Here is a 20,587-nt window from a genome sequence, read left to right as displayed (position 1 = left end):
CCCATCATGCCCAGCATCGACACCCCTCCCGTGCGCCAGAACCGACGACCAGGGCTGCGGCCAGCAGCAGGAAGGCATGTTGAGCCAGGTGGTGCAGTTCCAGGAAACACCGTCTATCGGGATCTTCGCGTCGGCCTGGTCGAGGATCAGGCCAAGGCCGCTGACGGCGATTCCACGATGCACCCGGCCACAGCCATCGCGACATAGAAGGTTCCGACGGCGCGTCACATCACAACAGGGCAAACGTTGCTTGATCCGGCACTAGCTACATCCGGCTTCCTCAACATGTAGCTGCCCCCTGCGTTGCACCCGACCTTCGACGTTCAGGTAGCACCGGGAGTACAGCAGTGAAGTACAGCAACCTGCACGACCAGCAGTGACCGCCAACGCCCTTAGCAATACCTCTGACGTGCGTAGATGGCCTCAGCAACCGCTGTGCCCGTGATTCGGGACGAAGAGGCCGTGGGTTCAAATCCCGCCACCCCGACGGTATAGCAGCAGGTCAGGGCCGCAGACTCAATGAGTCTGCGGCCCTGAGTCGTTCTGAGGGTCTAACTGAGGGCTTACGGTTTTGGATCAGCCGAGAAAATGCCGTCCATAGCCACCGCTCCGGTCTGGATCACCGGACGGATCTGCTTCCGGTAGACCTCCTCCGTGACCGCCGTGCCGGAGTGCCCCACCAACCGTGAGATCTCCTCCAGCGGCACCCCGCTGTCCGACAGCAGCGACACGAAGCTGTGCCGGAGCTCCCGCGGGGTCCACTCCGCAGCCTCCACACCCTCTGCGTTCTTGAGGGCTGCACGGAAAGCCCGCCGTACGTGTGACGAGTCCAGCTCGTTGCCGACCGCGGACGCGAACACGAGATCGTGCTCCTCCCACTTGTCCCCCGCCGCCAACCGGTCCCAGCCTTGGTCCTCCCAGTGCTGCCACAACGCGGCCACGCAGCGGGCCGGCAGAGCCAGCGTGCGGCGGGACTTCCGCGTCTTGGTGTCCCCGCCGGTACGAACCGACCGCCACACCGCGACGTGCGGCGGAACGGGTGGCGTTGCCTCCGGATCTCCCTTCAGGAAGACGTGATCCCAAGTGAGCGCCCTCAGTTCTTCGGTACGCGCCCCGGTCAGCAGGGCAAGCACGATGTAGGCGTGAAGCGACGCGCGCACGGAGGCTTTGAGGACAGCTTCCGCCTGCGCCAACGTCAGTGCCTTGGACGGCCGGCCCGGCTGGCCGCTCGGGACGGAGCACAGCTCCACCACGTTGCGCTTCACTTTGTCCCGGGCCATCGCTCGCTTGACCGAGCGGTTCAGGCACGAGTGCATGCCCTGCAGGCTGCGGGTACTGAGGGACTTGGCCTTGGCAGCAAGCCACTTGTCCACGTCCTCCGCGCTGAGGTCACGCAACTTCCGTGCTCCCAGCGAGGGGATGACGTGCTTTCGGCTGAGACTGGTGCAGGCGTCCAGAGTCGCCGTGTCCCGTCCCGCCAAGCCGTACATCAGCCAGTCGTTCACCGCGTTTGCCACCGTGTAGTTGGTGGGCGCGATGGCGAGACCGTCCTCGTGGTCTCGGAGGACTTCCTTCAGTTTGTTCTTGGCCTCGGTCTTGGTCTTGCCGCTGGCGCGCTTCTTGACGCGCTTGCCGTTTGGGTCGTAGCCGAGGATGGCCGCCGCCATCCAGCGCTGCCGCTTTTCGTCCCAGTAGATGCTGCCGTCTCCGCGGCTCCGGCGGTTGGTCACTACTTCCCTCCTGCCTCGCGCTCAAGGAGCGCGACGTACTCGGCGATGGCGGAGGCAGGCACAAAGCGCGTCCGGCCCTCCTTGACGGTCCGCAGCCGGCCACTCCGGATCAGGTCGTAGACGAGGGTGCGGGTCATGTTCAGGGCCCGCATGGCGCCATCTGGCACCCGGTAGAGCTGGGGGGCGATCACGCCCCGTTCAGGCACAGCGAGCGTCATGGCGTCCTCCGCAGCGGATCGGGTGTGCTCTGAGAACCGGACAGCCCGGACAGCTCCTCTTTTTGCTGTCCGGTTAGTTTTCGCAGGTCAGGTGGTGTAACCGGACACCCGGACAGCTGGGACACCTCCGGCAGGGTGGCTGTCCGGGTCTCGGTGTCCGGGTAGTACCGCCCGCTGCCGTCTTTCGTGACCTGTCCGTCCGCGGCCATCCGCGAGCAGGTACGACGGACCGTCTCGACATCAACGCCCGGCAGGCCAGCGGCCACGTCTTTCGGCTTCGCCCCGGGATTGGCCCGCACGAACCGCAGGATCGCGGCGCGGGTGTCGCCCACGGTGTGATCCGTGACCGGGCCGTCCAGCATGTGCCAGGACCCGGAATCGGATTGGAACTGCAGCGCGTACTCGGCTTCATCCACGTCCCGCCCGGTCACGTGCAGAATGCCGTCAGCCTGCCCACGGGCCCGCTTCAGCACGAGCGTGGCGTCTGCCGCGCCGGCAATGCCGTTGGTCCCGGAGACCTCCGCGAGGAAGTCCTCAGACGCCATCTTGCGAACGTGGTGCACCAGCACGAGGGCGACCCCGTAATGGTCCGCGAGCCGCTTGGCGTAGCCGACCGCGACGTAATCCGCGTCATAGGCGGAAGCACCCTGGGGTGACGCTCCGCGCATCTTGGCGAACACGTCGATGACGACCATGCGGGCGGTGGGATTGCGGTCCAGCCATCCGGCGATGGCCTCCACACCGCCCTGCGGAAAGGGCGGGCATTCGGTGACGAGCGTCAGCCCGGCCGGCGCCGGTTCGCCCTGCAGGAGCTTGGCCATACGGGTCTGGAGACGCCGCGGCGTGTCCTCCAACGCGAGGTACAACACCGGTCCGCCCTGAACGGGTAGGGAGTTCAGCGCCGTACCTCCCGCCGCGACGGAGAGGCCAAGGCCCAATGACAGCCAGGACTTCCCGACTTTCGGCGGACCCGCGAGCAGGCTGACACCTTCAGCGAGGATGCCGGGTACGGCCCATTTCGGCTCCGGGAAGTTCGCGGCCATGAGTTGATCCGCAGTCCACGCGGTCCGGGGCCGTTCGCGCTTCGGCGGGGGCTCCGTCACGGGTTGCGGGTCGCTGGGGACGGAGTACAGGTGCAGCGGAGGAATCGGGTTGCCGGTCATGCGGCCTGCCTTCCTTCGGCGAGGTTGCGGAGGCGGCATTGGGTGCGGTGCGCGACGTGCTGTTCCACGACCAGCAGGACGCCGCGGCGGGTGTTGGCCCGGCGCTCGAATTCGCCGCACGCGCACCACGCGTGCGCGGATACCGGGGCCGTCCAGGACCCCGACGCCACGATGTGGATCCACGCCACCACCCATGCGGGCCCGGCAGCGGGGGCGTGCCGGTCAGAACGGACAGGCTTGAAAGGACGGCCTGCGGCCGACGACTTTCGTGCAACAACCGCCCGCTTCGTGGTCGGCTCCGGTCGGGGGGCGTTCGGAGTCCCGATCAGCGTGAGTTGGTGGCCATTCCTTGATACGGGTTCAGGCCTGGCCGTCATACCGTCCTCCCCGCGAACCCGTTGGTGACGGCTCGATGCGCGTATGCCTCCGGGACCCCAACGCTCACGGCCGCGGCGACGATCTGCTGTTGCAGGGTGTCCAGACCGCACGGGCCGGGGCATTGGGCGTGCTGCGCTGCCAGGAACTGCGCCACACCGAATGCCTGCGATGCCGCCCCGGAATCGGTGCGGGCGCGGACTAAGGCGATACCGCGTTGCAGGCCGATGCGCACGTACCGGTCGGTGTGCCGGCACCCGCTAGCCACCGCTCGGTCCCATGCGGCGGGTGCATTCGTTGAAGAGACCACCGGCCCCGGGGCGGAGGTGGTCTCTTCTCTTGAGACCAGCGCGCGGACGACCGAAGGCAGGTCAGCCATGCGGCCGTGGCCGTACCCGAGCCAGCGGGCGTAGACCATGCGCGACTTGATATCCACCCCGGGCCGGGCCGCGTTCGCCGACCGCACGGCCCCCCGGTAGATCCAGTGTTCGCCGCGGGTAGTGGGCACGGTCCGGGTGGCCGGCAGGCACTCCCGCGCCCACTCCACGGCTTGTCTGCTGTCCAGGTCCACGACGGTCAACCCGGCACCTCCGGGGTGGTAGGCGACGGCTCCGGCTTGGCGCCACGCCGTAGTCCATGCAGTGGAGGTGATCACGCGGATGTCGGTGGTGGCGGCTGCCCATGCGTGACAGACAGCAGGGCACCGGCAGGTACCTGCGGACTTCATCTGGGGGCGCCCTCCGCAAACGCCACCCGAGCAGGCCGGGCAGTTCCCGAACGGCACCTTTCCCTCCCGCAGTGGCAGCACGGGCACCCCTGCTGCGGCCAGATCCAGGGCGGTGTTCAGCAGCTCGTTCATGCCGCCACCACCCCGGATGCCGCAGCGAGGAAGCGCTCCCCGAGCCACTGGCCGTAGGCGGGAGGGATGGCCTCGGCGATCTCCTTGCGGACGTCGGTCCAGTGGATGCCCATAGCCTGCTGCCACTCCTGGACGGTGCCTTTGCCGCCGCCTTCGCCGTAGACGGCGAAGTACGGGCCCTGGTACCAAACGCCGTGCCGCATGCCGGCCACCCGCCCGCGGTGCGGGACGTGCTGCGGTTTGGGGGTGGTCCAGCCACCGAGTTCGAGGTTCCGGTGTCGCTGTACTGCGAGGCCGAACATCTCTCCGCACAGCGTCACGTCGATCCGCATGCGCTTGGACGCACGCCCCGGCGGTTGCTCGATCGCGTACGGGCGCCCGGTGGATTCCAGGGCTTCCCTGGTGGGGGTCAACAGGTCCGGGTAGTCGAAGCCGCGGGCGGCGTTGGTGCCGGCGGTCAGGGTGCAGTCGAACTGGCACGGCGGCCCGGCGTGGATGAAGTCGAAGCGGGGCCCGTGCTCGCGGATGTAAGCGATGGCGTCGCCCTGGTGGAAGGCGTCACCGATGTAGCGGGCCTGCGGGCGGATGTCGACGCCGGTGACGTGGAACCCGGCCCGCTGATAGCCGAGAGTGTCACCGCCAACCCCACAGAACGCAGCTAACAGCCGGGGTGCGCGGGATCGCCGAAGGAACGCGTGATGGGTCATGCTGGGGGTTCTCCTGTTTCTTCGAAGGGACGGAGAAGCCGGGGCGGTCGCGGTCTTTGGCGAGAGGCGACCGCCCCGGGCACATTCAGGTGATCGGCACCCCGTCGGAGTAGACGGCGTACTGCTGCCGGACGTAGCGGCGTGGCCCGCCGCCGCGGATCCAGTCGTTCATTTGCCCGCACAAGATCCGCAATACTTCGTCCTCTGGGCGGTCGACGGGTGTCTTGAGTTCCCCGTTGTCCAGGCTGAAGAGCGCTTGTGCAGCATCGGCGGCCACGTCGGTGTCGTCGGGGGTGGCCAGGGCGATACGGTCCAGCAGCGCGGCTTTGCGGAGCTGCAACTCCCGTTCCCGTTCCGGGGTGTAGGAGATCCGCAGTGCAGCCACGAGGTTCAGAACCATGTTGATTTCGCGGATGATCGGCGGGGCATCGGCGTAGGCCTCGGGCGACAACATGCGGGTCACCACTTCCTGTCAGGGTCGGAGTCGGCGGCGGTCAGTTCGGGCAGCCCGGCACGGTCGAGGGCGGCGGGGTCGAAGCCGGGTAGGGCGGCGCGGGCGGTGAGGGCTGCGGCTAGTGCGGTGGCGTAGGCGCCCCCGGCTTGGGCGCTTTCGACCTGCGCCCGTGCGCGGATGACCTCCACCGTTTCGACATGCCGGTGGTCCTCGTGCCGCTCGGTGGTGCGGCGGTCGTAGGCGAGGCTTTCGCGCCGGTCGGTGCGCCAGTAGCGGGCTGCCAGTGCGTAGGCCAGCACGGTGGCAATCGCCCACAGCAGCAGTGGGAGCGGCAGGCCGTCCGCGTACGCGGCGACTCCGGCGAATGCCAGAGTGCCCGCGGCGGTGAACGCCATGGCGGTCGCGGTGCCGTCGCCGTTGGACCCGGCGGCGGAGGAGCTCCCGGCGATTGCCGCGCCGGTGGCGAGGATTCCCATCAGCCAAGCGTCGCCGGTGCTGTGCTGCGCGCCGTTGGCGTTCCAGATGCGGGCCAGGATCAGCACGGTGGACGTGGCGATGGCCGGGGCCGCCTTCGGCGCCGCGTCGACGAGCCAGTGCCGGGCGGCAATCTCTTCATTCATGGTCGTGGTGCTCCGTTCCGGTGTCAGGGGCGCATGTGGCCGATGGTCTGGGCGGTGGAGGCGATGCCGTGGTTGATGGGTCCGGATGCGCCGGTGGAGGCGAGGAGGAACCCGAACATCACGGCGACGAAGCAGGCGCCAGCCTTGAGGTAGCCGACCTTGAGCAGGAAGACAAGGAAGACGCCGAACAACAGGACGAGGGAGACGGTCACAGCCACAGCAGGACTCCTGTCGGTGCGGTGGGGCGGGAAGGGTTCAGCGGGTCCCGCGCTCGTAGGTGCGGCGCCACAGGTTCCACAGGTGGCGTCCGCGGCGTATGCGTATGCCGTGGCCGTGGCAGCGTCGGCAGTCCTTGCCGCGCTTGGCCTTGCCCCGGCGGTTGGTCGTGACTGCGAAGCCGAAGCCGCGGCACTTGCGGCAGGCCGCGAACGGCTGCCCAGCACACAGACCGATGTAACACAGTGTGATGATGGCGAATAGGGCGCTAGCGAGCGCGGGGAGGGTCACAGTGGGCCTCCAGGGCCGGTTTTCGGGGTTTTCGCAGGTCAGTCGCTAGGTGCTAGGTCCCTGATCAGATGGCGAATGGGTTGCTAGCGAGGTTGCTAGGTCTAGCGACAGGCCTTGCTAGACCTAGCAACCGTTCGGGCTACTTCTCGGCCCGATCCTTGTTGCGCTGAGTAATCGCGTCGATGATGTGCTGACGCTCGATCCCGCGCCGGTTGGCGTCCTTACCGGCCTCCGTCTGGCCCCACACCTGGCCGGTGGTGATGCCGAACGGCTTCAGCGCAGTGGCCAGTTGGTCAGCCTTCGCGCGGCCCTTGAGGGCCTTCCAGTCCCCGTACGCGTCGGGGTTCAGCTCCGCGAGGCGGTCCACCACGACTTCGGACCACACCTTGGCCTCCGACCGGCCCAGCACGGCCGCGACCTCGTCCAAGATGGCGTCGGCCCGGCGGGTGGCCCTTTCCTCGCCTGCGGCGTCGCCGGTCAGGGTGCCTTCGGCTTCGCGCAGGGCGGCGGCTCGGGTCAGGACCGTTTCGGCGTCGCGGCCGTCCGCGAGGTACGTGCGTACGATCCCGGCGTCGTCGGACATGCCCTTGAGCAGGCCCACGCCCTTGTGGGACTTCAGCAGCCGGGACGCGTCCAGGCCCTCGCTGTAGGAGCCGGCACCGAGCACCACGTCGGAGACCTGCCAGGACCCGACCCGCAGGCAGAAGCGGGCCTGGTGCTGGTCACGCAGCTTGGGCGGGCACGCGGTGTCGTCCGGCTTCTGCGTGGAGAGCATCACCGACACCCCCACCGCCGGGGCGACGCGGGCGAGGTAGACCAGTAGGTCCAAGATGACGTTGCCGTAGACGGGGTGCTGCAAGTACTCCTGCACCTCATCGACCACCACCAAAGTGAGCGGCATGTTCAGCTTCTTGTCCCGGGAGATTTCCGGGGTGAGCTTGCCCTCCGGGCAGATGTGCAACGGCAGTTCCGACAACCGGTGGTACCGGTCCTCCACATCCCCCTTCAGTTCCTCCAAAGCCCTCACCAGCAGTTCGACCGGGTCGAGGCCGTTGCGCGGCACGATCCCGAAGCCGATCCGGTGCGCGACCAGGGAGAACTTGCGCCAGTCCGGGGAGGCTTTGCCGTCGAACACGATCAGCCGCACGTATGGATCCAGCGCCGCGGCGAGCGCGATGGTGCGGGCGGAGAACGTCTTGCCCTGCCGCGGTACCGCACCGACCAGCAGCGACAGCCACAACACGGTGGCCATGACGGGGTTGCCGCGCTCGTCGACACCCCAGGGGAACGGCTTCCAGAAGTCGACCCGCGTCGCTCCCAGCAGCGGGGAGCGCCCGGCGGGCACCGCGAGCGGGTCGCGGTCGGCGATCCACATCGACACCCGCCGCTCCGACGACACATCCGGGTCCAGGAACAGTTGCGTGGTGGCGATGTCTATCCCGGACGCGAGGGCCTTGCGCTTGCCCAACGCGTCGTTGAAGGACTTGCCGTAGGGCAGGTCGACGATGACGCGCACCCGTCGCCGTCCCGGCCGATCGGCCGCGGGAACGCGATCCCCTGATCTTTGGCGGTCAGCCCGGCCGCGGTGAACGCCCGGGTGATGATGTCGGACGACAGCTTCCGCTTGCGGAACGTGACCTTCGCCCGGTCGATCAGCGGCCGGTCCGCCGGCGCACCCGACACCCCCAACGTGGTCGTCATCGTCGCGACCGCCAACGCCAGCAACCACGTGGGCGCCATCACCCAGAGCACGAGCGCCACGGTCAGCCCGGCGACTCCCGCGAGACTGGCGAGGATGCCGCGCAGGCGAACCCGCGCATCGCGCTGCCGCGACAACTTCAGGTACTCGCCCGCATCCTCAGCAGCAACCGCCGCCAAGCGCAGGGTCTTGCCTTCAGCGTCGAACACCCAGTGCCCGGCGGCCGTGGACCACCGCCACACACCACGCGGCGCGTAGGCCAGGAGCTTGGGCGTGTAGATGCACGGCAGGCGCCACGCGTGATACCCGGCCATGGTCGAGTAGTGCCGCACCGCCCACCGGCGCACCGCTGCGCGCTGGTCAGGCAGTTTCACCCAGTCCGGGAAGACCGGCTGACGGGCTTTGTCGTGGGTCTGCATCCAGTCGGCGATCGACGGCGGATACACGGCCTTCGGCGGGTCGACCGGATCGCCCTCCGACACTTCCCCCTCGTCGTCGGGGGTCTCGTCGGGAAGGTCTGCCTGCCACTCCCCGGGCTTGATCTCATCCGGCACGGGCAGCGCCGGGGCGGGGTCGGTGGCCGTCTTGCGGAGCGGGAACAGCAGCACGGACGCCGATTCGGTCGTGTCTTCGGTTCCGTCCGGCTCCTGTCCCGGCTGGTCAAAGTCGTGGGTCTCAGACACGGTGGGTGTGCTCCTCATGGTGGGAGTGGAAGGGGGTTCAGGCGGCGCGCAGTTCTTCGGGATAGGCGCAGGTCACGCAGGTTCCGAGCGATGTGGGGATGACGTATCCCGCGTCGGTGTGGCACTGCGGGCAGGTGCGGCGGGCGGTATTCGCCTTGGCGAGCGCGGCCCGTTTGGCCGGCGTCATCGGCCGGACCGGCTTGGCGTCGGTGACGCGGTAGAGGTAGGCGACCAGCGGGCCGCGCCGGTAGCGCGGTCGCATGATCTGCGCCTGTATCTGCTGACCTCCGGGGCGGAGCCCGTTGGCCCGTAACTGGCGGCGGGTCGCCAGGCCATCCGGCGCGAGGCGCCACGGGTAGGTGGGGATGCCGTGGGTGGTGCCGGTCGGGTCGTAGCACTTGCCGAACGTCCACGACATCAGGCCGCCGCCTCGTCCAGCCCGCCCGCGTCGCCCGCGGCCCGTTCGGCCTTGAGCGCGTCGCGCAGGGTGCGACCGTTGGCGGAAGACGTACGGACGGACTTGCGGATCGCTTCGGCGGTCAATGCCTCGTCCGACCAGTCGGCAGTTGCCTCGCGGGCCGCCGCCAACAGTTCGTCCGGGGTGCGGGTCGGTCGGGGTGTGCGAGCCGACTGAGGGACTCGACCGGTCGCCCGCCGCGGCGTGTGCTCCACGGCGGCAACGGCCTGCACCGGAGTCGGCTCAATCGGCTCGGCGACTGGTGCCGGGTCGGGTGCCTCGATGGCGGGCAGTTCGGCCGCCGCCGGCGGGAGGGTTGGGCTCGACTCCTGCAGGTCAGACCTCAACCGATTTACGGTTGTCTGCTCTGATTCCTCCCGGTCTAGGGCCGGTGCCGGTCGGTGGTGCAGCACTTTGGCGACCAGGTCGGAGCCGAAGAAGATCGACCCGACCGGCAGGGACGTGGCCAGCAGGACCAGCAGCCAGTTGGCGGGATCCCAGTCGGCCAGCCGGATCTGTCCGCCGCCGTGCAGGTCGGGTACGAGTCCGTGCACGTAGTTGAGGACCAGCGACGCGGCGGTGTACCCGGCCAACACCCATAGCGCGAAGGTCTTGTCGCGGCCGGTAAGGGTGAGGGTGGCGACCAGCGCGAGGGCCATCAGGCCATCGACGACGAACGGATAGAGCAGCGCGGCCGTGCCGTCTGCGCCGACGGTGGTGGCCACGTCGCGTTGTGCGTTCCACGAGACGCGGAAGGCCATGCCGACGACACCGACCAGCGCAGCGACCAGTAAGGCTTTGGCGGTGCGGTTCATGCCGCTTCCCCCGCCCCGGACACCCGGACCGAACGGGCGGAGGAGCGCAGGAACGGCACCGTACGGGTCAGCGCCTCGGCGTACAGCGCATCCCACGCGGCGATCTCATCCCCGGCCGCGCCCTGCGCGACCAGGTCGGCGAGAACATCGCGGGCTGCAGCCTGCCGGGCCGCCTGCTCCTCGCCACTCTCATCCGGCACGCCGAGGAACAAGGCCCGGTCGATCCCGAGCGCCAGCTCCACGAACTCTTCACTGCCCACAACCTGCTGATCACCGATGTACGAACGCATGACAGAACTCCAGTAGACGAAGGGACGGAGAACCCACGGAGCCGCGATCTATGGCGAGAGGCGACCGCCGGGCATCGCCGAAGCGATGTGAGACTAGCTTGCACTAGCTCAAGCTAGTCCGCAACCTTTGCGCCCAAGCTCGTTAGTACGAGCTAGTCGGTACTCTCAGAGGTATGAGCGCTGCGGTGAGCGACCCAAGATCCAAGCCAGAGCGGCTGGCAGACACGATCCGGGACCGGATCAAGGCGGAGACGTATCCCGATGGCAAGTTGCCGACGGTCAAGGACCTGGTGAAAGAGTTCGGATACGCAGGCCAAACGGTGCGAGACGGCATGGGCATCCTGATCGCCGAGGGGCTGGCTTTCTCTGCCGGAAGTCGCGGATATTTCATCTCTGACGGCGAGAGTGAAGCGCCCGGCTCTAAGACGGAAGTGGTCGACGGAGTCAAGGAGATGCGCCTCCAGATTCAAGCTTTGACTGAACGGGTGGCCGTACTCGAAGAGTTGGTTAGATCGGACGGTGCGGGATCTGGAACTACCATGCAGCGAAAGGGAGTTGGGAAATAGGTGACGCGGTGGGGGCAGCGCTCCGGACAAGGGGACACATCCGGTGTCACCGTCTTGTCCTCTTGCGTGTCCCCATGACGGTCGGGGAAGACTCGCGGTAGTACCCGGAGGAGGACGAATGAGCGACGACAGGCCCGCGTGGGCGCGACGTATCGCGGCTGAGCGGCTGGCGCGTGACTGGTCTCAACTCGACGCGGTGAAGGCCCTTCGAGCCCATGCCCCTACGGAGCTGCCTGGTGATGACAGCATGGTTCGACAGTGGAAGCGCTGGGAGGCTGGCTCCACGCCCGGCGACTTCTACCAACCGATCATCGCCAAGACTTTCGGAACGGTCACGCACGCTCTCTTCCCACAGCCTGGACGTAGGAACGGCGACAAGGAAATCCTTGTCGCGAGCGGGTTGGAAACACTCGAAATCGTCAGTCGGTTGAACAGATCCGATGTGGATCGCGCGACCTTGGATGCGCTCCGGATTACAACGGATCGCCTGTGCTCCGAATACCCGTTTATGCCGAGCGAACAGCTCCTTATCGAGGGGCGCCTGTGGCTCAGGCGAGTGGTCGATCTCCACTCAAAGAGTCTTACGCTGGCGCAGCACCGCGAGGTGCTGGAGCTTTCGGGTTGGCTGGCGCTTCTCGTCGGCTGCGTGGAATACGACTCAGGCGATCGTCACGCGGCGGAGTCCACTCGGCAGGCAGCCCTATCGCTCGCTACCGAATCGGATCACGCAGAGGTAGCCGGATGGGCGCACGAGATGCGCGCCTGGTTCGCACTGACGACAGGTGACTACCGCGGCGTCATCGCAGCCGCACAAGCAGGATCGGAACGCGCGCCGCACCAAAGCGTTGCCGTTCAACTGGCTGCGCAGGAGGCGAAAGCATGGGCCCGCATCGGGGACCGCCGGCAGGTGGAAGTGGCGCTCGATCGTGGGCGCCGGCTCCTCGAAGGCATGCCGCACCCCCAGAACCTTGACCACCACTTCGTGGTGGACCCGGCCAAGTTCGACTTCTATGCGATGGATTGCTACCGGCTCGTTGGCGAAGACAAGCTGGCACGCGCCCTCGCCGAGGAGGTGCTCCGGGTGGGGACAGACTTCGACGGCACCGAGCGCGCGCCCATGCGCAACGCGGAGGCGAGGGTCACGCTCGGTGTGACGGCCGCTCGCGAAGGCGACCTTGAACAGGCGCTGATCCACGGCGAGCGCGCCCTACAGGGGGACCGGCAGTCCATCCCCTCGCTCATCATGACCAGCCGCGAACTTGCTGCCGTGATGAGGCAGCGCTACAGCGCAGAGCCTGAAGCTCAGGCGTACTTGGGCCAACTTCACGACTTAGGGCAGGCGAAGCCGGGATTCCTCCCCGCGTAAGTGCGTGGGACCGGAGGTGTCCCAACTGTCCGGCTGTCCGGTTTACCCCTCTGACCTGCGCAAACCAACCGGACAGCAAAAAAGACAACTGTCCGGGCTGTCCGGTTACAGAGGGCTACGAGCCCCCACGTGCACACGTCGGCGAAACCCGGTTCTCATGGCCACGGGCACCGGAGACGGCCCCGCGTAGGGGCGGCTCTCACGGTACCGACGTGGCGGTGAACCGGTAAGCCATCTCAGGTTCGGGCACCCACAGTCAGCCTGGCCTGCCGGGCTGTGCTTGTGCATGCGTGGTCGTGTGCCCACGTTAGAGAGCTGCTAAAAGCCAGAGACTCCAAATGTTGGGCTAACAACCAGATCGTGCCCAAGTGTGCGGCTTAGCATATCTGCGGCTAGCAATATTGCCGAAGTCACATCACCATAAGCGGGTGGATTAATGGAATGCATCCACGCGTTTCTAGCATCTCGCACCCTTTCATACATTACCCATGTCTCGTGATCGATTGACCCGGCCTCTTTTAGACGATCCATTAGTTTCGATGCGGTTAGCTTTCCCACCTTACTTCGCTCCTCCGAGCTGAGGGAAACGCCCGATTCGGCTTCCTTGTATTCTATCCATAGATGCTGCAGCAAAGCCTCACAAACCGTCCACGAAGTGATCAAGCCTGAACTAAAATCGTGGGCCGTATAGGATGCCAAGGCATCATTGATAAGAACCGAAAGTTCGACAGACTTCGGGTATTCACTCTGGAGAATGCAGTCGAGCGTTTCACACGCAAACCGAAGAGTGGATTCGGCGACTGGATGATGAGCCCTACGAAAGTCTCGCAGGATCCCCACTCCCGGGACCAGAGGAATTTTCTGAGTTCCTGACCCTCCAGACAATCCTACGGCCGCACCATCCTGAGGGTGAAACAGGTCATGCGGAGTCACGCGGAGGCCGTCCGTGGAAATATTTGCTTTCGTCGCTCGCGCAGAATGCAGACAAAGAAGAAATGCGTTAATTACGTTGACTCTGACGCGTGTGGCATTAACTATCTCGGCAAAATGATCCGTTGGCTCCCCGATCGGCATTACCGCCCCAGGATAGACCCCAAAGTCGAACGTTAGAACTGCGCCCCTATGGGCGGAGATTTTCACTTCGTACGCAAGATCCCAGGATCCGAGCACTTCAAAGTATTCTTCAAAATCTGTGGCGAAGCTTCCAGTGGGCGGCACTTGAATGAACCACAAATTTCCAGGGTAGAGAAATGATGATCGCGATCCCATATCGATCCTTCGTTCGACTAAGATTTGACATCGAAAGACATATGAGAGTGTGGACCAATTTTGAGGCAGTAGCGAGCTCTTTTCCCGAACGCGCTTCAGCTGGGGTACGTAGGAGCGGTCCAGAAGCAGCCGTCGCTATGCGGGAAGCGAGAGGAGAAGCAGCCCTGAGCTGCGTAGACAGACCCGGGAGAGTCACTCGCACGCGCCAGACGGCTTGACCTCGTACTCGGGCGGCGAAGGCGGATCCTGCGGGGCCACTAGCGGCGGAGACGGTCACACCGTTATGTACTGGTGTCCCGCACCTGAGGTTCCTGGGTAGTTCCGGCGCGGCCTCGAACGGTCAACCCGATCGTTTGGCGCCTGGGAGCCTCGGGCCCTGAGGCGGGATGGAATTGCAGGCGGATTGCCGACGAGGGACACTGGGTAGGTGTGTAAGAAAGCGTCTACCAAGTCGGTGTTCCAAGCGAGAGGTCTGTGGCATGGCAATTGTCAGCATGCGTTCATACCTGTCCACGCATCACCTTTATGCAGCCAGGTACTTGGCGGAGGATGCAAGCGCGCGAGAGAACGCGCTAGCGAGCGATGCGCCCCTGTTTGATGTACGTCACCAAGGTCTGGTGCTGGCTTGCATAGCTGAGTCTGTGGCCTTCGTTGAGGCCGCAATAAATGAGGTGTACGGGGATGCCGCCGAAGGGCGCGGATCCTATGTCGACCAACTGGCAGAAGACTGCCGCTCGCACATGTCGACGCTCTGGGAAGCCACCGGTGATCGACTTTCGACTCTAGACAAGTATAACCTTGCCCTTTCCTTTGCTAATCAGCCGAGATTCAATAAGGGGGGAAATCCCTATCAGGATGCGAAGAGATTGATAGACGTACGCAATTATGTTGTCCATTACAAGCCGCACGAGCGAACCGTGGACGACCCTCACAGGCATGAGATTGCGCTCAAAAGCAGGTTTCCCGAGAATGAATTGATGAGGGGCTCCGGCAACCCTTGGTTTCCGGAGCGCGCATTCGGTGCTGGCTGTGCTCAGTGGGCCTGGCGGTCGGCCCGATCCTTGACTTCCGAATTCTCGAAACGTATGGGGTTGAGCCTCAACTACGAGATTGCAGACTTCGGGGACCCACTTCCGAGCTAGCGCCACGACCGGCCAACCCGATCGGTCAGCATCCGGACCCCAGCCACCGAGCCACGATAGAGCTGCCAATCGATTACTGAAAACTAAGGCTCAGACATCTCCCCTACGGGGGATCCTCCGCCGGCCTAATTAGCTCGTCGTATACGCGTTGGGCGGTCGCAAACTGGAGCATGTTCCATGTCATGGGAAAGATGGCAAGCGCAGTACCGATGAGGAGTCCAAGCGCCAAGCCGCCAAGGGTGTGGTCGACGTTAAGCTCGCCGCGGGGCCCGCAGATGTGAAACACCACCCCCGTTTTGAGCAGCGCAAAGGACGATAGGATTACTGCCGCTAGGGTGCATGGAAATCCGATTCTCATCCACCTTGCCGACTTGAGGATCTTCGCCAAAGCCTCGCCAATATCACGCCCTGCTGCCGGATTCCTTACGGTCAATGCAGCGGCATCTACTGCTTCATCTGTCAGGCGGGGGCCCACCAGGCCGGCCGCTGGCAGCAGGAACACCAAGACTGTGACGGAGGCAAGGAAGACTGGTTCTGCGAGGTCCGTCTCAGAGCTGTTCGCTGCAAGTCCGCAGCCAACAAGAATGGCGAGAAAGGCGAGCGTGAGCACGATCCCCCCTCCCGTGATCGCGATCTTCACTGCCGGATACATTCGACGAAGCAATTACAGGCATCCGGTTTGCCCCGGCAATACTGCAGACAATAAGTCAGTCGGATGCTAGCCACTTGGGCTCCAACGATTGCAATGGGGTTCATGGCCTGCCCGATGATTGTGAAGGCCGTTTCTACGCTCCGTTCAGGCGTTGCGGCAGGGTGCTGGGAGACGAATTGCCTGAACTCGCCGCGAATCCAGGAGTGGTCCATCAATCTGTCGCGAATTGCATTTTCGTCGTCGCGATTCGCGGAAGTCGCTACCGCAAATCCGACTGCAAGGCAATGGGCGGTCCACAAGTCGCCTCTCGATGACAAAATTGATAGCGCCGCCAGAGTCGGTGCATTCTGCCACTTGAACGGCCACGCTAGGTCGATCCGGCTAACGAGTTCGGATACTTCCAACCTGTGTTCGATTAGTTGGGATGTGAAGTCAGCCTCTGGTGTGGTCACAGTTACCAAGCTCGTGCCGAACGAAGATGCATGCCACCAGAGTGGTCCAGCTGGGTGATGGCCACCTGCCTGCACTGATCGGTCGCTGGTCACGCGACGCGAACGTCGCTGGCATAGTGCCACTGCAGGCCCGTCGGCTGTCCCGTAACCCCCGGCGGGCGCACGACGACAGCTACCACCCGCCGCCCTAGCGGAACGCCAAGAGACGCCCAGTACGAGGACGCTCCTCCGCCCTGCAAGGCACCGCATCCACGCGCTGATCCACCGGGCACTACGGGAGAGCCCTTATAGGGGTGCACGACCTTGCACCACCTCCGCACCACTCAAGGCGGAGGACCACGGTCAACAAGGGCTTCCCAATCGCCCGCTATGCCTGATCCGGGAGCCATCCTCGCAGCTCAGGCGGCGAACCGAGCAAGATCGGCCCGGGATTCCCAAGCTCAGGTGTCCTCGTGGGTCCAACGAGCTGTGGGAGCGGCCCCGCTGTCAGACCTGCCGACCGGTGCAGGGCTCCATCGGTACAGCTGCGGTGCACAATGACGGCCGCTATCTGCCCCGTCGGGCGGGCGGGAGTGGCCGGTCCTGCCGGCCGCGGATGATGGCGCGGGGCAGGTCGAAGAACATCAACCGGCCGGGCCAGTAGAGCATGTACAGGCACATCCACCAGAGCAATACGAACGGGCCGACGATCAACGCGAATGCCAGTGGCGATCGGTAGTGATGCCCTGAGCGGTCCGATGCCGCCGGACAGTCGTGCCCCCATGTGTGCCCCCAGTGGTGCAACGCCTCTTCGGCCGTGAGACGCACCTTAGGTGGCAGGCTGGCCGCCAGGGGGCGGATTGCCTGCATCTCCTGCCGACGGGGGCGCAAGTCTCAGTGCAGGTCTCAGTTGTCGTCCAATCCATCGTGGTCCGGTGCAGCCCGTCAGAGTTCGTCAGGCGCGCTCGCCTGCATTGCCGCCCGCTAGCGGGACCGTCCCGGACCCTCCCGGAACAAGATCGGACACCTCGTACTGCGTAGGTCTCAGGTGCGGGCCCCGGAGGTGTCCGAGCTGTCCGGTTGTCCGGCTACCCAACTTGACCTGCGGAAACTAACCGGACAGCAAAGAGAGGGAGCTGTCCGGGCTGTCCGGTTACAGAGGGCTGGGGCTTTGGGGCAATGCGCTCGGGCTGGCTTTAGCGGCATTCGAACACACGAGTGGCAGGCTCCCCCGTTGTGCGGTGCCATGAGAGGGATGGCATGGAGGCTGGGCACCGGACGGCTGCGCCGCATCGCGCATCGGGGAGATGTGCGCCGTGGCGAACGCCGTGGGCGCCAGGCAACTGGACCCAGGGGGATCAGTCGAGCCCCCTGGGGACTGGTGGCGGCAAGCCTGCCGGGACTGGCTGCATTGCTCGCGCTGCTGTTCACCTGGATGCAGGTAACGCAGACCAGCAAGGAGCTCGGCATCAGCGAGCAGGGTCAGATCACCAACCGGTTCAACGCCGCGATCAACAACCTGGGATCGGATTCCTTGGATGTACGTCTCGGGGGGATCTACGCACTGAAGCGGATCATGGACGACTCCGCCCGCGACCATCCCACTGTCGTCTCAGTTCTGTCCGCCTATGTACGTCGCCACGCCCATGTTGCGGCCGGCGCTGCAGAGAAGGCGCAGTCTGTGCCTGCCGAGGCGCCCCCACCGTCTGCCGACATCCAGGCGGTGATGACCGTGTTGGGTGACCGCCGCCCCGAACACGACCAGGGGTTCCCTATCGACCTCAGCCGCACCGCTCTACGTGGGTTGGTACTCGCCGGCGATCCAGACCAGATTCACTTCCCCAAGGCGGACCTGTCAGGAGCAGATCTCGGCGGTGCCTCTCTCTACAACGTGGATCTTCAGGATGCATCTCTGGCCGAGGCGAATCTCTCGGGAGCAGAGGTCTCGGAATCACGGCTCGACTACGCGCATCTGGAGGGGGCGAACCTCGCAGACGCAATCCTGACGGACTCGCACCTCTACGGAGCGAACCTGTCCGCAGCAAACCTGAAGGGCGCGATCTTCTGCACAGGGTTGGTGGTCGACAACAAGGTCGTCGAGCACTGCGCCGACTTGACCCGTGCGATCCTGATCGATGCGAACTTGACCGAGGCAGGCCTCGCCGGCGTGAACCTCACCGGCGCAACCTTCTGCCCTGACCCGGCCGCCCCCTACGACGCTGGGGAGAAATGCGCGAATCTGGCTCGCGCGGAACTCAGCGACGTCAAGCTCAAGGGTGCGTACCTCTCGGGGGCAAGCCTCACCGGGGCCAACCTCTCCGGCGCGGACCTCACCGGGGCCAACCTGGCTGGCGCGGACCTCACCGGCGCGGACCTCTCCGGGGCGGATCTCACTGGGGCCAAGGTCGCTGGAGCGAAGTTCAAGGGGGCCAATCTGGAGGGGGTACGCGGGATGCCGCCGTCCTCGTGACACCGCCCAACGGCGAGCATCCCAGCTGTCCGGCTGTCCGGTTACCCCACTTGACCTGCGGAAACTAACCGGGCAGCAAAGAGGGGAGCTGTCCGGGCTGTCCGGTTACAGAGGGGCTGTAACACCAGCGCGTGTTACAGCCAGTCGGCGAAGCCGACTCTCGTGGGTCGCAGGCGCCGGAGGCGGCTTCCTCTTCATCCCTCCGCGCGGCTGAGTGTCTAACTGAGGTACTACGGGCTCGTACTGAGCCGGACAACCACGGACACCAGGGGACTATCGCCGCAGCTCAGCAGCCATACAAGAGCAGGTCGAACGAGTGCTCGAATTGCTTCGGGACGAAGAGGCCGTGGGTTCAAATCCCGCCACCCCGACTGGTGACACTGCAGGTAGGGCCCGGATTCTCATTGAGAATCCGGGCCCTACCTCGTTCTGCGTGTCTATCTGCGTGACTACGGTTTTGGATCTTTCCTGAAGATGTCGTCCATGGCGACCGCTCCGGGTCCGTCTGCGTGGACCCAGCCCCGCGGGCGCGACGGGCGTTGTCGTACCCCTGTGGTGGGGTGGTGGCAGACGGTCGAGAGGGGCGGGGACGATGGGTGAGCGGGTGGCTTGGCGGGCGTTCTTGGAGCAGTGGAGCGAGGAGTGGGTCGCGGGGCACGATCCGGAGCGGGACGCGCCGCTCGCGGAGGAGGTCGTACGGGACACCTGGCTCGGGTTCGCGCCCGCGAGCGAGGCCGAGGTCGCCGCGGCCGAGGCCCGGCTCGGGTGCCGACTGCCGCCCTCGCTCCGGGAGTTCCTGCTCGTCACCAACGGGTGGCGCGATACGGGGAACTTCATCTACCGGCTGGCGGACAGCACGGAACTGGAATGGCTGCGGGACACCGACGACCGCACCTGGATCGAGGTCTGGGAAGACCTCGCGGAAGAGGACGCCGCGGACGAGGAGGATGACGACGAGGAGTCGTTCGGCGTCCAGGAGGCGAAGGTCCTCGCGCGTTCGCTGCGCCTGTCCCTCGACGGTGACGCCGCGATCATGCTGCTCGATCCGGGCGACGTGGACGAGGAAGGCGAGTGGGCGGGGTACTGGCTCACTTCCTGGTCCGGCGAGGGGCCCCAGCGGTACGACTCGTTCCACGACCTCATGCGCCACCAGTGGATGTCCTTCCACGCCTTGCGCAAGCCGCCGGGCGCCACCCGGGACCACTGGGACGCGGAGGTCGAGCGTGCGCGCCGCGAGGCGCTCGCCGGGGCGGTGAGCGAGCCGCTCGCGGTGTTCGCCCAGGCGCACGAGTACGGACGTGAGCGGGCCGAGGTGCTGAGCACGCAGATGCGGATGATGCTCGGCGAGTGGGAAGGGCACATCGCGAGCCTGATGTGGTGCCATCCGGGGAGAGACGACCTCCTTCTCAGCCCGCTGTTCGCCGCGGAACTCCTGCCGCTGCTGGTCCGGCACGAGCAGCTCGCCCGGCCTCATGACCTGCGGCCCCTGCCGCGGCTCAAGGAGTACGCGCCCGAACCGGTGCGGGAACTCATCGCCGACTACGAGGTCCGAGCGGCCGAACAGGGTTTCCGCTGCACCTTCGGCGGCGGCCCCGAGTTCGACACGGCCGTGCACGCGATCGCCGACCCTCTCGCCGCGCACCCGGCCTTCCAGGCACCCGACCGGCCGGCGAACCGTACCGGTGCCCTCGTCCTCACCGCGTACATGGGCGACGGCCCGGTGCCCGAGACCGACCCGATGACCGATCCTGCCAAGGTGCGCGCGGCGCGCACGGCCCTCTGCGACGAAGCCTGGCCCGAACTCCGAGCGGCGCTGCGCCTGTGGCAACCGGTGTGCGAGGACCACATCGCCCCGATATCCCTGCTCGCCGACCCGGTCCTGGCCCACCTCATCACCCAGGCCCGCGGCAACGAGATCCTGGCCATGCCGCGCGGTACGGGCCGCGGCGTCATGTAACGCCGACTCGGGCGGCAACGCTCTCGGCTCACGGACCCCCGCCGCGTCTCGAAGCGGCTTCTTCACGCCGCTTCGAGTTCGAGACGTGCAGGCCCCTAAAAGGCCGGGCTCTTTGTTGGTCTCTCACCTACAGTCACTGCGGCGGGGGCAGCGGGGC

22 protein-coding genes are annotated in these 20,587 nt (G+C 65.8%); 5 read left to right on the top strand and 17 right to left on the bottom strand.

Features of this window, described 5'->3' with window-relative positions:
• Positions 1–563: 563 nt before the first annotated feature.
• The 15 genes from AC07DC_RS09300 to AC07DC_RS09230 form a co-directional block, all read right to left on the bottom strand.
• Positions 564–1,730 carry a tyrosine-type recombinase/integrase gene (locus tag AC07DC_RS09300; protein WP_478913402.1) on the bottom strand — a complete coding sequence of 389 codons (1,167 nt, stop codon included), beginning with the start codon at positions 1,728–1,730 and terminating at the stop codon, positions 564–566.
• Positions 1,730–1,948, bottom strand: coding sequence for a helix-turn-helix domain-containing protein (locus tag AC07DC_RS09295; RefSeq protein ID WP_478913400.1), 219 nt, complete (start codon positions 1,946–1,948; stop codon positions 1,730–1,732). Before AC07DC_RS09295 ends, AC07DC_RS09300 begins: the two co-directional genes overlap by 1 nt.
• A complete protein-coding gene (locus AC07DC_RS09290) occupies positions 1,945–3,111 on the bottom strand; it encodes an AAA family ATPase (protein ID WP_478913398.1) in 1,167 nt (388 codons plus the stop codon). The genes AC07DC_RS09295 and AC07DC_RS09290 overlap by 4 nt, the downstream gene beginning before the upstream one ends.
• Positions 3,108–3,281, bottom strand: a complete 174-nt coding sequence (locus AC07DC_RS09285; RefSeq protein WP_478913397.1) for a hypothetical protein — start codon at positions 3,279–3,281, stop codon at positions 3,108–3,110. The genes AC07DC_RS09290 and AC07DC_RS09285 overlap by 4 nt, the downstream gene beginning before the upstream one ends.
• A 203-nt stretch (positions 3,282–3,484) precedes the next feature.
• Positions 3,485–4,345 (bottom strand): bifunctional DNA primase/polymerase, encoded by an 861-nt coding sequence (locus AC07DC_RS09280; protein ID WP_478913395.1) that lies wholly within the window; start codon positions 4,343–4,345, stop codon positions 3,485–3,487.
• Complete coding sequence (locus AC07DC_RS09275; RefSeq protein WP_478913394.1) at positions 4,342–5,052, bottom strand: DNA methylase; 711 nt, start codon at positions 5,050–5,052, stop codon at positions 4,342–4,344. Before AC07DC_RS09275 ends, AC07DC_RS09280 begins: the two co-directional genes overlap by 4 nt.
• Before the next feature lie 85 nt (positions 5,053–5,137).
• Positions 5,138–5,506 (bottom strand): hypothetical protein, encoded by a 369-nt coding sequence (locus AC07DC_RS09270; RefSeq protein ID WP_478913392.1) that lies wholly within the window; start codon positions 5,504–5,506, stop codon positions 5,138–5,140.
• Positions 5,507–5,511: 5 nt separating this feature from the next.
• On the bottom strand, positions 5,512–6,126 hold the full coding sequence (locus AC07DC_RS09265) for a hypothetical protein (RefSeq protein WP_478913390.1): 615 nt from the start codon (positions 6,124–6,126) through the stop codon (positions 5,512–5,514).
• A gap of 23 nt (positions 6,127–6,149) precedes the next feature.
• Positions 6,150–6,344, bottom strand: coding sequence for a hypothetical protein (locus tag AC07DC_RS09260; protein ID WP_478913389.1), 195 nt, complete (start codon positions 6,342–6,344; stop codon positions 6,150–6,152).
• Between the two features lie 37 nt (positions 6,345–6,381).
• Positions 6,382–6,633, bottom strand: a complete 252-nt coding sequence (locus AC07DC_RS09255; RefSeq protein ID WP_478913387.1) for a hypothetical protein — start codon at positions 6,631–6,633, stop codon at positions 6,382–6,384.
• A gap of 139 nt (positions 6,634–6,772) precedes the next feature.
• Entirely contained in the window at positions 6,773–8,149 is a 1,377-nt protein-coding gene (locus tag AC07DC_RS09250) for a hypothetical protein (protein WP_478913385.1), read from the bottom strand.
• Positions 8,068–9,015, bottom strand: a complete 948-nt coding sequence (locus tag AC07DC_RS09245) for a hypothetical protein (protein WP_478913383.1) — start codon at positions 9,013–9,015, stop codon at positions 8,068–8,070. The genes AC07DC_RS09250 and AC07DC_RS09245 overlap by 82 nt, the downstream gene beginning before the upstream one ends.
• Before the next feature lie 37 nt (positions 9,016–9,052).
• Complete coding sequence (locus tag AC07DC_RS09240) at positions 9,053–9,433, bottom strand: RRQRL motif-containing zinc-binding protein (protein ID WP_478913381.1); 381 nt, start codon at positions 9,431–9,433, stop codon at positions 9,053–9,055.
• On the bottom strand, positions 9,433–10,287 hold the full coding sequence (locus tag AC07DC_RS09235; protein ID WP_478913380.1) for a DUF2637 domain-containing protein: 855 nt from the start codon (positions 10,285–10,287) through the stop codon (positions 9,433–9,435). The genes AC07DC_RS09240 and AC07DC_RS09235 overlap by 1 nt, the downstream gene beginning before the upstream one ends.
• Positions 10,284–10,577: a hypothetical protein gene (locus AC07DC_RS09230; RefSeq protein WP_478913378.1), complete on the bottom strand. Its 294-nt coding sequence runs from the start codon at positions 10,575–10,577 to the stop codon at positions 10,284–10,286. Before AC07DC_RS09230 ends, AC07DC_RS09235 begins: the two co-directional genes overlap by 4 nt.
• A 173-nt stretch (positions 10,578–10,750) precedes the next feature.
• On the opposite strand from AC07DC_RS09230, the gene AC07DC_RS09225 reads away from it, so the two are divergent.
• Both AC07DC_RS09225 and AC07DC_RS09220 read left to right on the top strand, forming a co-directional pair.
• Positions 10,751–11,143 (top strand): GntR family transcriptional regulator, encoded by a 393-nt coding sequence (locus AC07DC_RS09225; protein WP_478913376.1) that lies wholly within the window; start codon positions 10,751–10,753, stop codon positions 11,141–11,143.
• Positions 11,144–11,261: 118 nt separating this feature from the next.
• Entirely contained in the window at positions 11,262–12,509 is a 1,248-nt protein-coding gene (locus AC07DC_RS09220) for an XRE family transcriptional regulator (RefSeq protein ID WP_478913374.1), read from the top strand.
• Positions 12,510–12,827: 318 nt separating this feature from the next.
• Here AC07DC_RS09220 and AC07DC_RS09215 read toward each other — a convergent pair whose 3' ends face one another.
• The gene (locus AC07DC_RS09215) at positions 12,828–13,742 is read right to left on the bottom strand and encodes a hypothetical protein (RefSeq protein WP_478913372.1); all 915 of its coding nucleotides are present in this window, start codon (positions 13,740–13,742) and stop codon (positions 12,828–12,830) included.
• A 515-nt stretch (positions 13,743–14,257) separates the two neighbouring features.
• Here AC07DC_RS09215 and AC07DC_RS09210 point away from each other — a divergent pair.
• Positions 14,258–14,920, top strand: a complete 663-nt coding sequence (locus tag AC07DC_RS09210) for a hypothetical protein (protein ID WP_478913370.1) — start codon at positions 14,258–14,260, stop codon at positions 14,918–14,920.
• A 103-nt stretch (positions 14,921–15,023) separates the two neighbouring features.
• Here the strand turns inward: AC07DC_RS09210 and AC07DC_RS09205 are convergent, their stop codons facing one another.
• Positions 15,024–15,560: a hypothetical protein gene (locus AC07DC_RS09205; protein WP_478913369.1), complete on the bottom strand. Its 537-nt coding sequence runs from the start codon at positions 15,558–15,560 to the stop codon at positions 15,024–15,026.
• Positions 15,561–17,384: 1,824 nt separating this feature from the next.
• Here AC07DC_RS09205 and AC07DC_RS09200 point away from each other — a divergent pair.
• A complete protein-coding gene (locus AC07DC_RS09200; RefSeq protein WP_478913367.1) occupies positions 17,385–18,473 on the top strand; it encodes a pentapeptide repeat-containing protein in 1,089 nt (362 codons plus the stop codon).
• Positions 18,474–19,065: 592 nt separating this feature from the next.
• Positions 19,066–20,430: an SMI1/KNR4 family protein gene (locus AC07DC_RS09195; protein ID WP_478913365.1), complete on the top strand. Its 1,365-nt coding sequence runs from the start codon at positions 19,066–19,068 to the stop codon at positions 20,428–20,430.
• The last annotated feature ends 157 nt before the right edge of the window (positions 20,431–20,587 follow it).

This window comes from Streptomyces sp. NPDC045021 (assembly GCF_056432645.1).
The sequence above is the reverse complement of the archived record's forward strand: the minus strand, read 5'-3'. Positions and strand labels throughout refer to the sequence as shown.

Bases quoted from the DNA above. Each gene is read 5' to 3' on its own strand.
- AC07DC_RS09295 (WP_478913400.1), bottom strand. From the start codon at position 1,948: ATGACGCTCGCTGTGCCTGAACGGGGCGTGATCGCCCCCCAGCTCTAC.
- AC07DC_RS09220 (WP_478913374.1), top strand. From the start codon at position 11,262: ATGAGCGACGACAGGCCCGCGTGGGCGCGACGTATCGCGGCTGAGCGG.
- AC07DC_RS09240 (WP_478913381.1), bottom strand. From the start codon at position 9,433: ATGTCGTGGACGTTCGGCAAGTGCTACGACCCGACCGGCACCACCCAC.
- AC07DC_RS09230 (WP_478913378.1), bottom strand. From the start codon at position 10,577: ATGCGTTCGTACATCGGTGATCAGCAGGTTGTGGGCAGTGAAGAGTTC.
- AC07DC_RS09235 (WP_478913380.1), bottom strand. From the start codon at position 10,287: ATGAACCGCACCGCCAAAGCCTTACTGGTCGCTGCGCTGGTCGGTGTC.
- AC07DC_RS09225 (WP_478913376.1), top strand. From the start codon at position 10,751: ATGAGCGCTGCGGTGAGCGACCCAAGATCCAAGCCAGAGCGGCTGGCA.
- AC07DC_RS09270 (WP_478913392.1), bottom strand. From the start codon at position 5,506: ATGTTGTCGCCCGAGGCCTACGCCGATGCCCCGCCGATCATCCGCGAA.
- AC07DC_RS09275 (WP_478913394.1), bottom strand. From the start codon at position 5,052: ATGACCCATCACGCGTTCCTTCGGCGATCCCGCGCACCCCGGCTGTTA.
- AC07DC_RS09265 (WP_478913390.1), bottom strand. From the start codon at position 6,126: ATGAATGAAGAGATTGCCGCCCGGCACTGGCTCGTCGACGCGGCGCCG.
- AC07DC_RS09280 (WP_478913395.1), bottom strand. From the start codon at position 4,345: ATGAACGAGCTGCTGAACACCGCCCTGGATCTGGCCGCAGCAGGGGTG.
- AC07DC_RS09210 (WP_478913370.1), top strand. From the start codon at position 14,258: ATGGCAATTGTCAGCATGCGTTCATACCTGTCCACGCATCACCTTTAT.
- AC07DC_RS09290 (WP_478913398.1), bottom strand. From the start codon at position 3,111: ATGACCGGCAACCCGATTCCTCCGCTGCACCTGTACTCCGTCCCCAGC.
- AC07DC_RS09195 (WP_478913365.1), top strand. From the start codon at position 19,066: ATGGGTGAGCGGGTGGCTTGGCGGGCGTTCTTGGAGCAGTGGAGCGAG.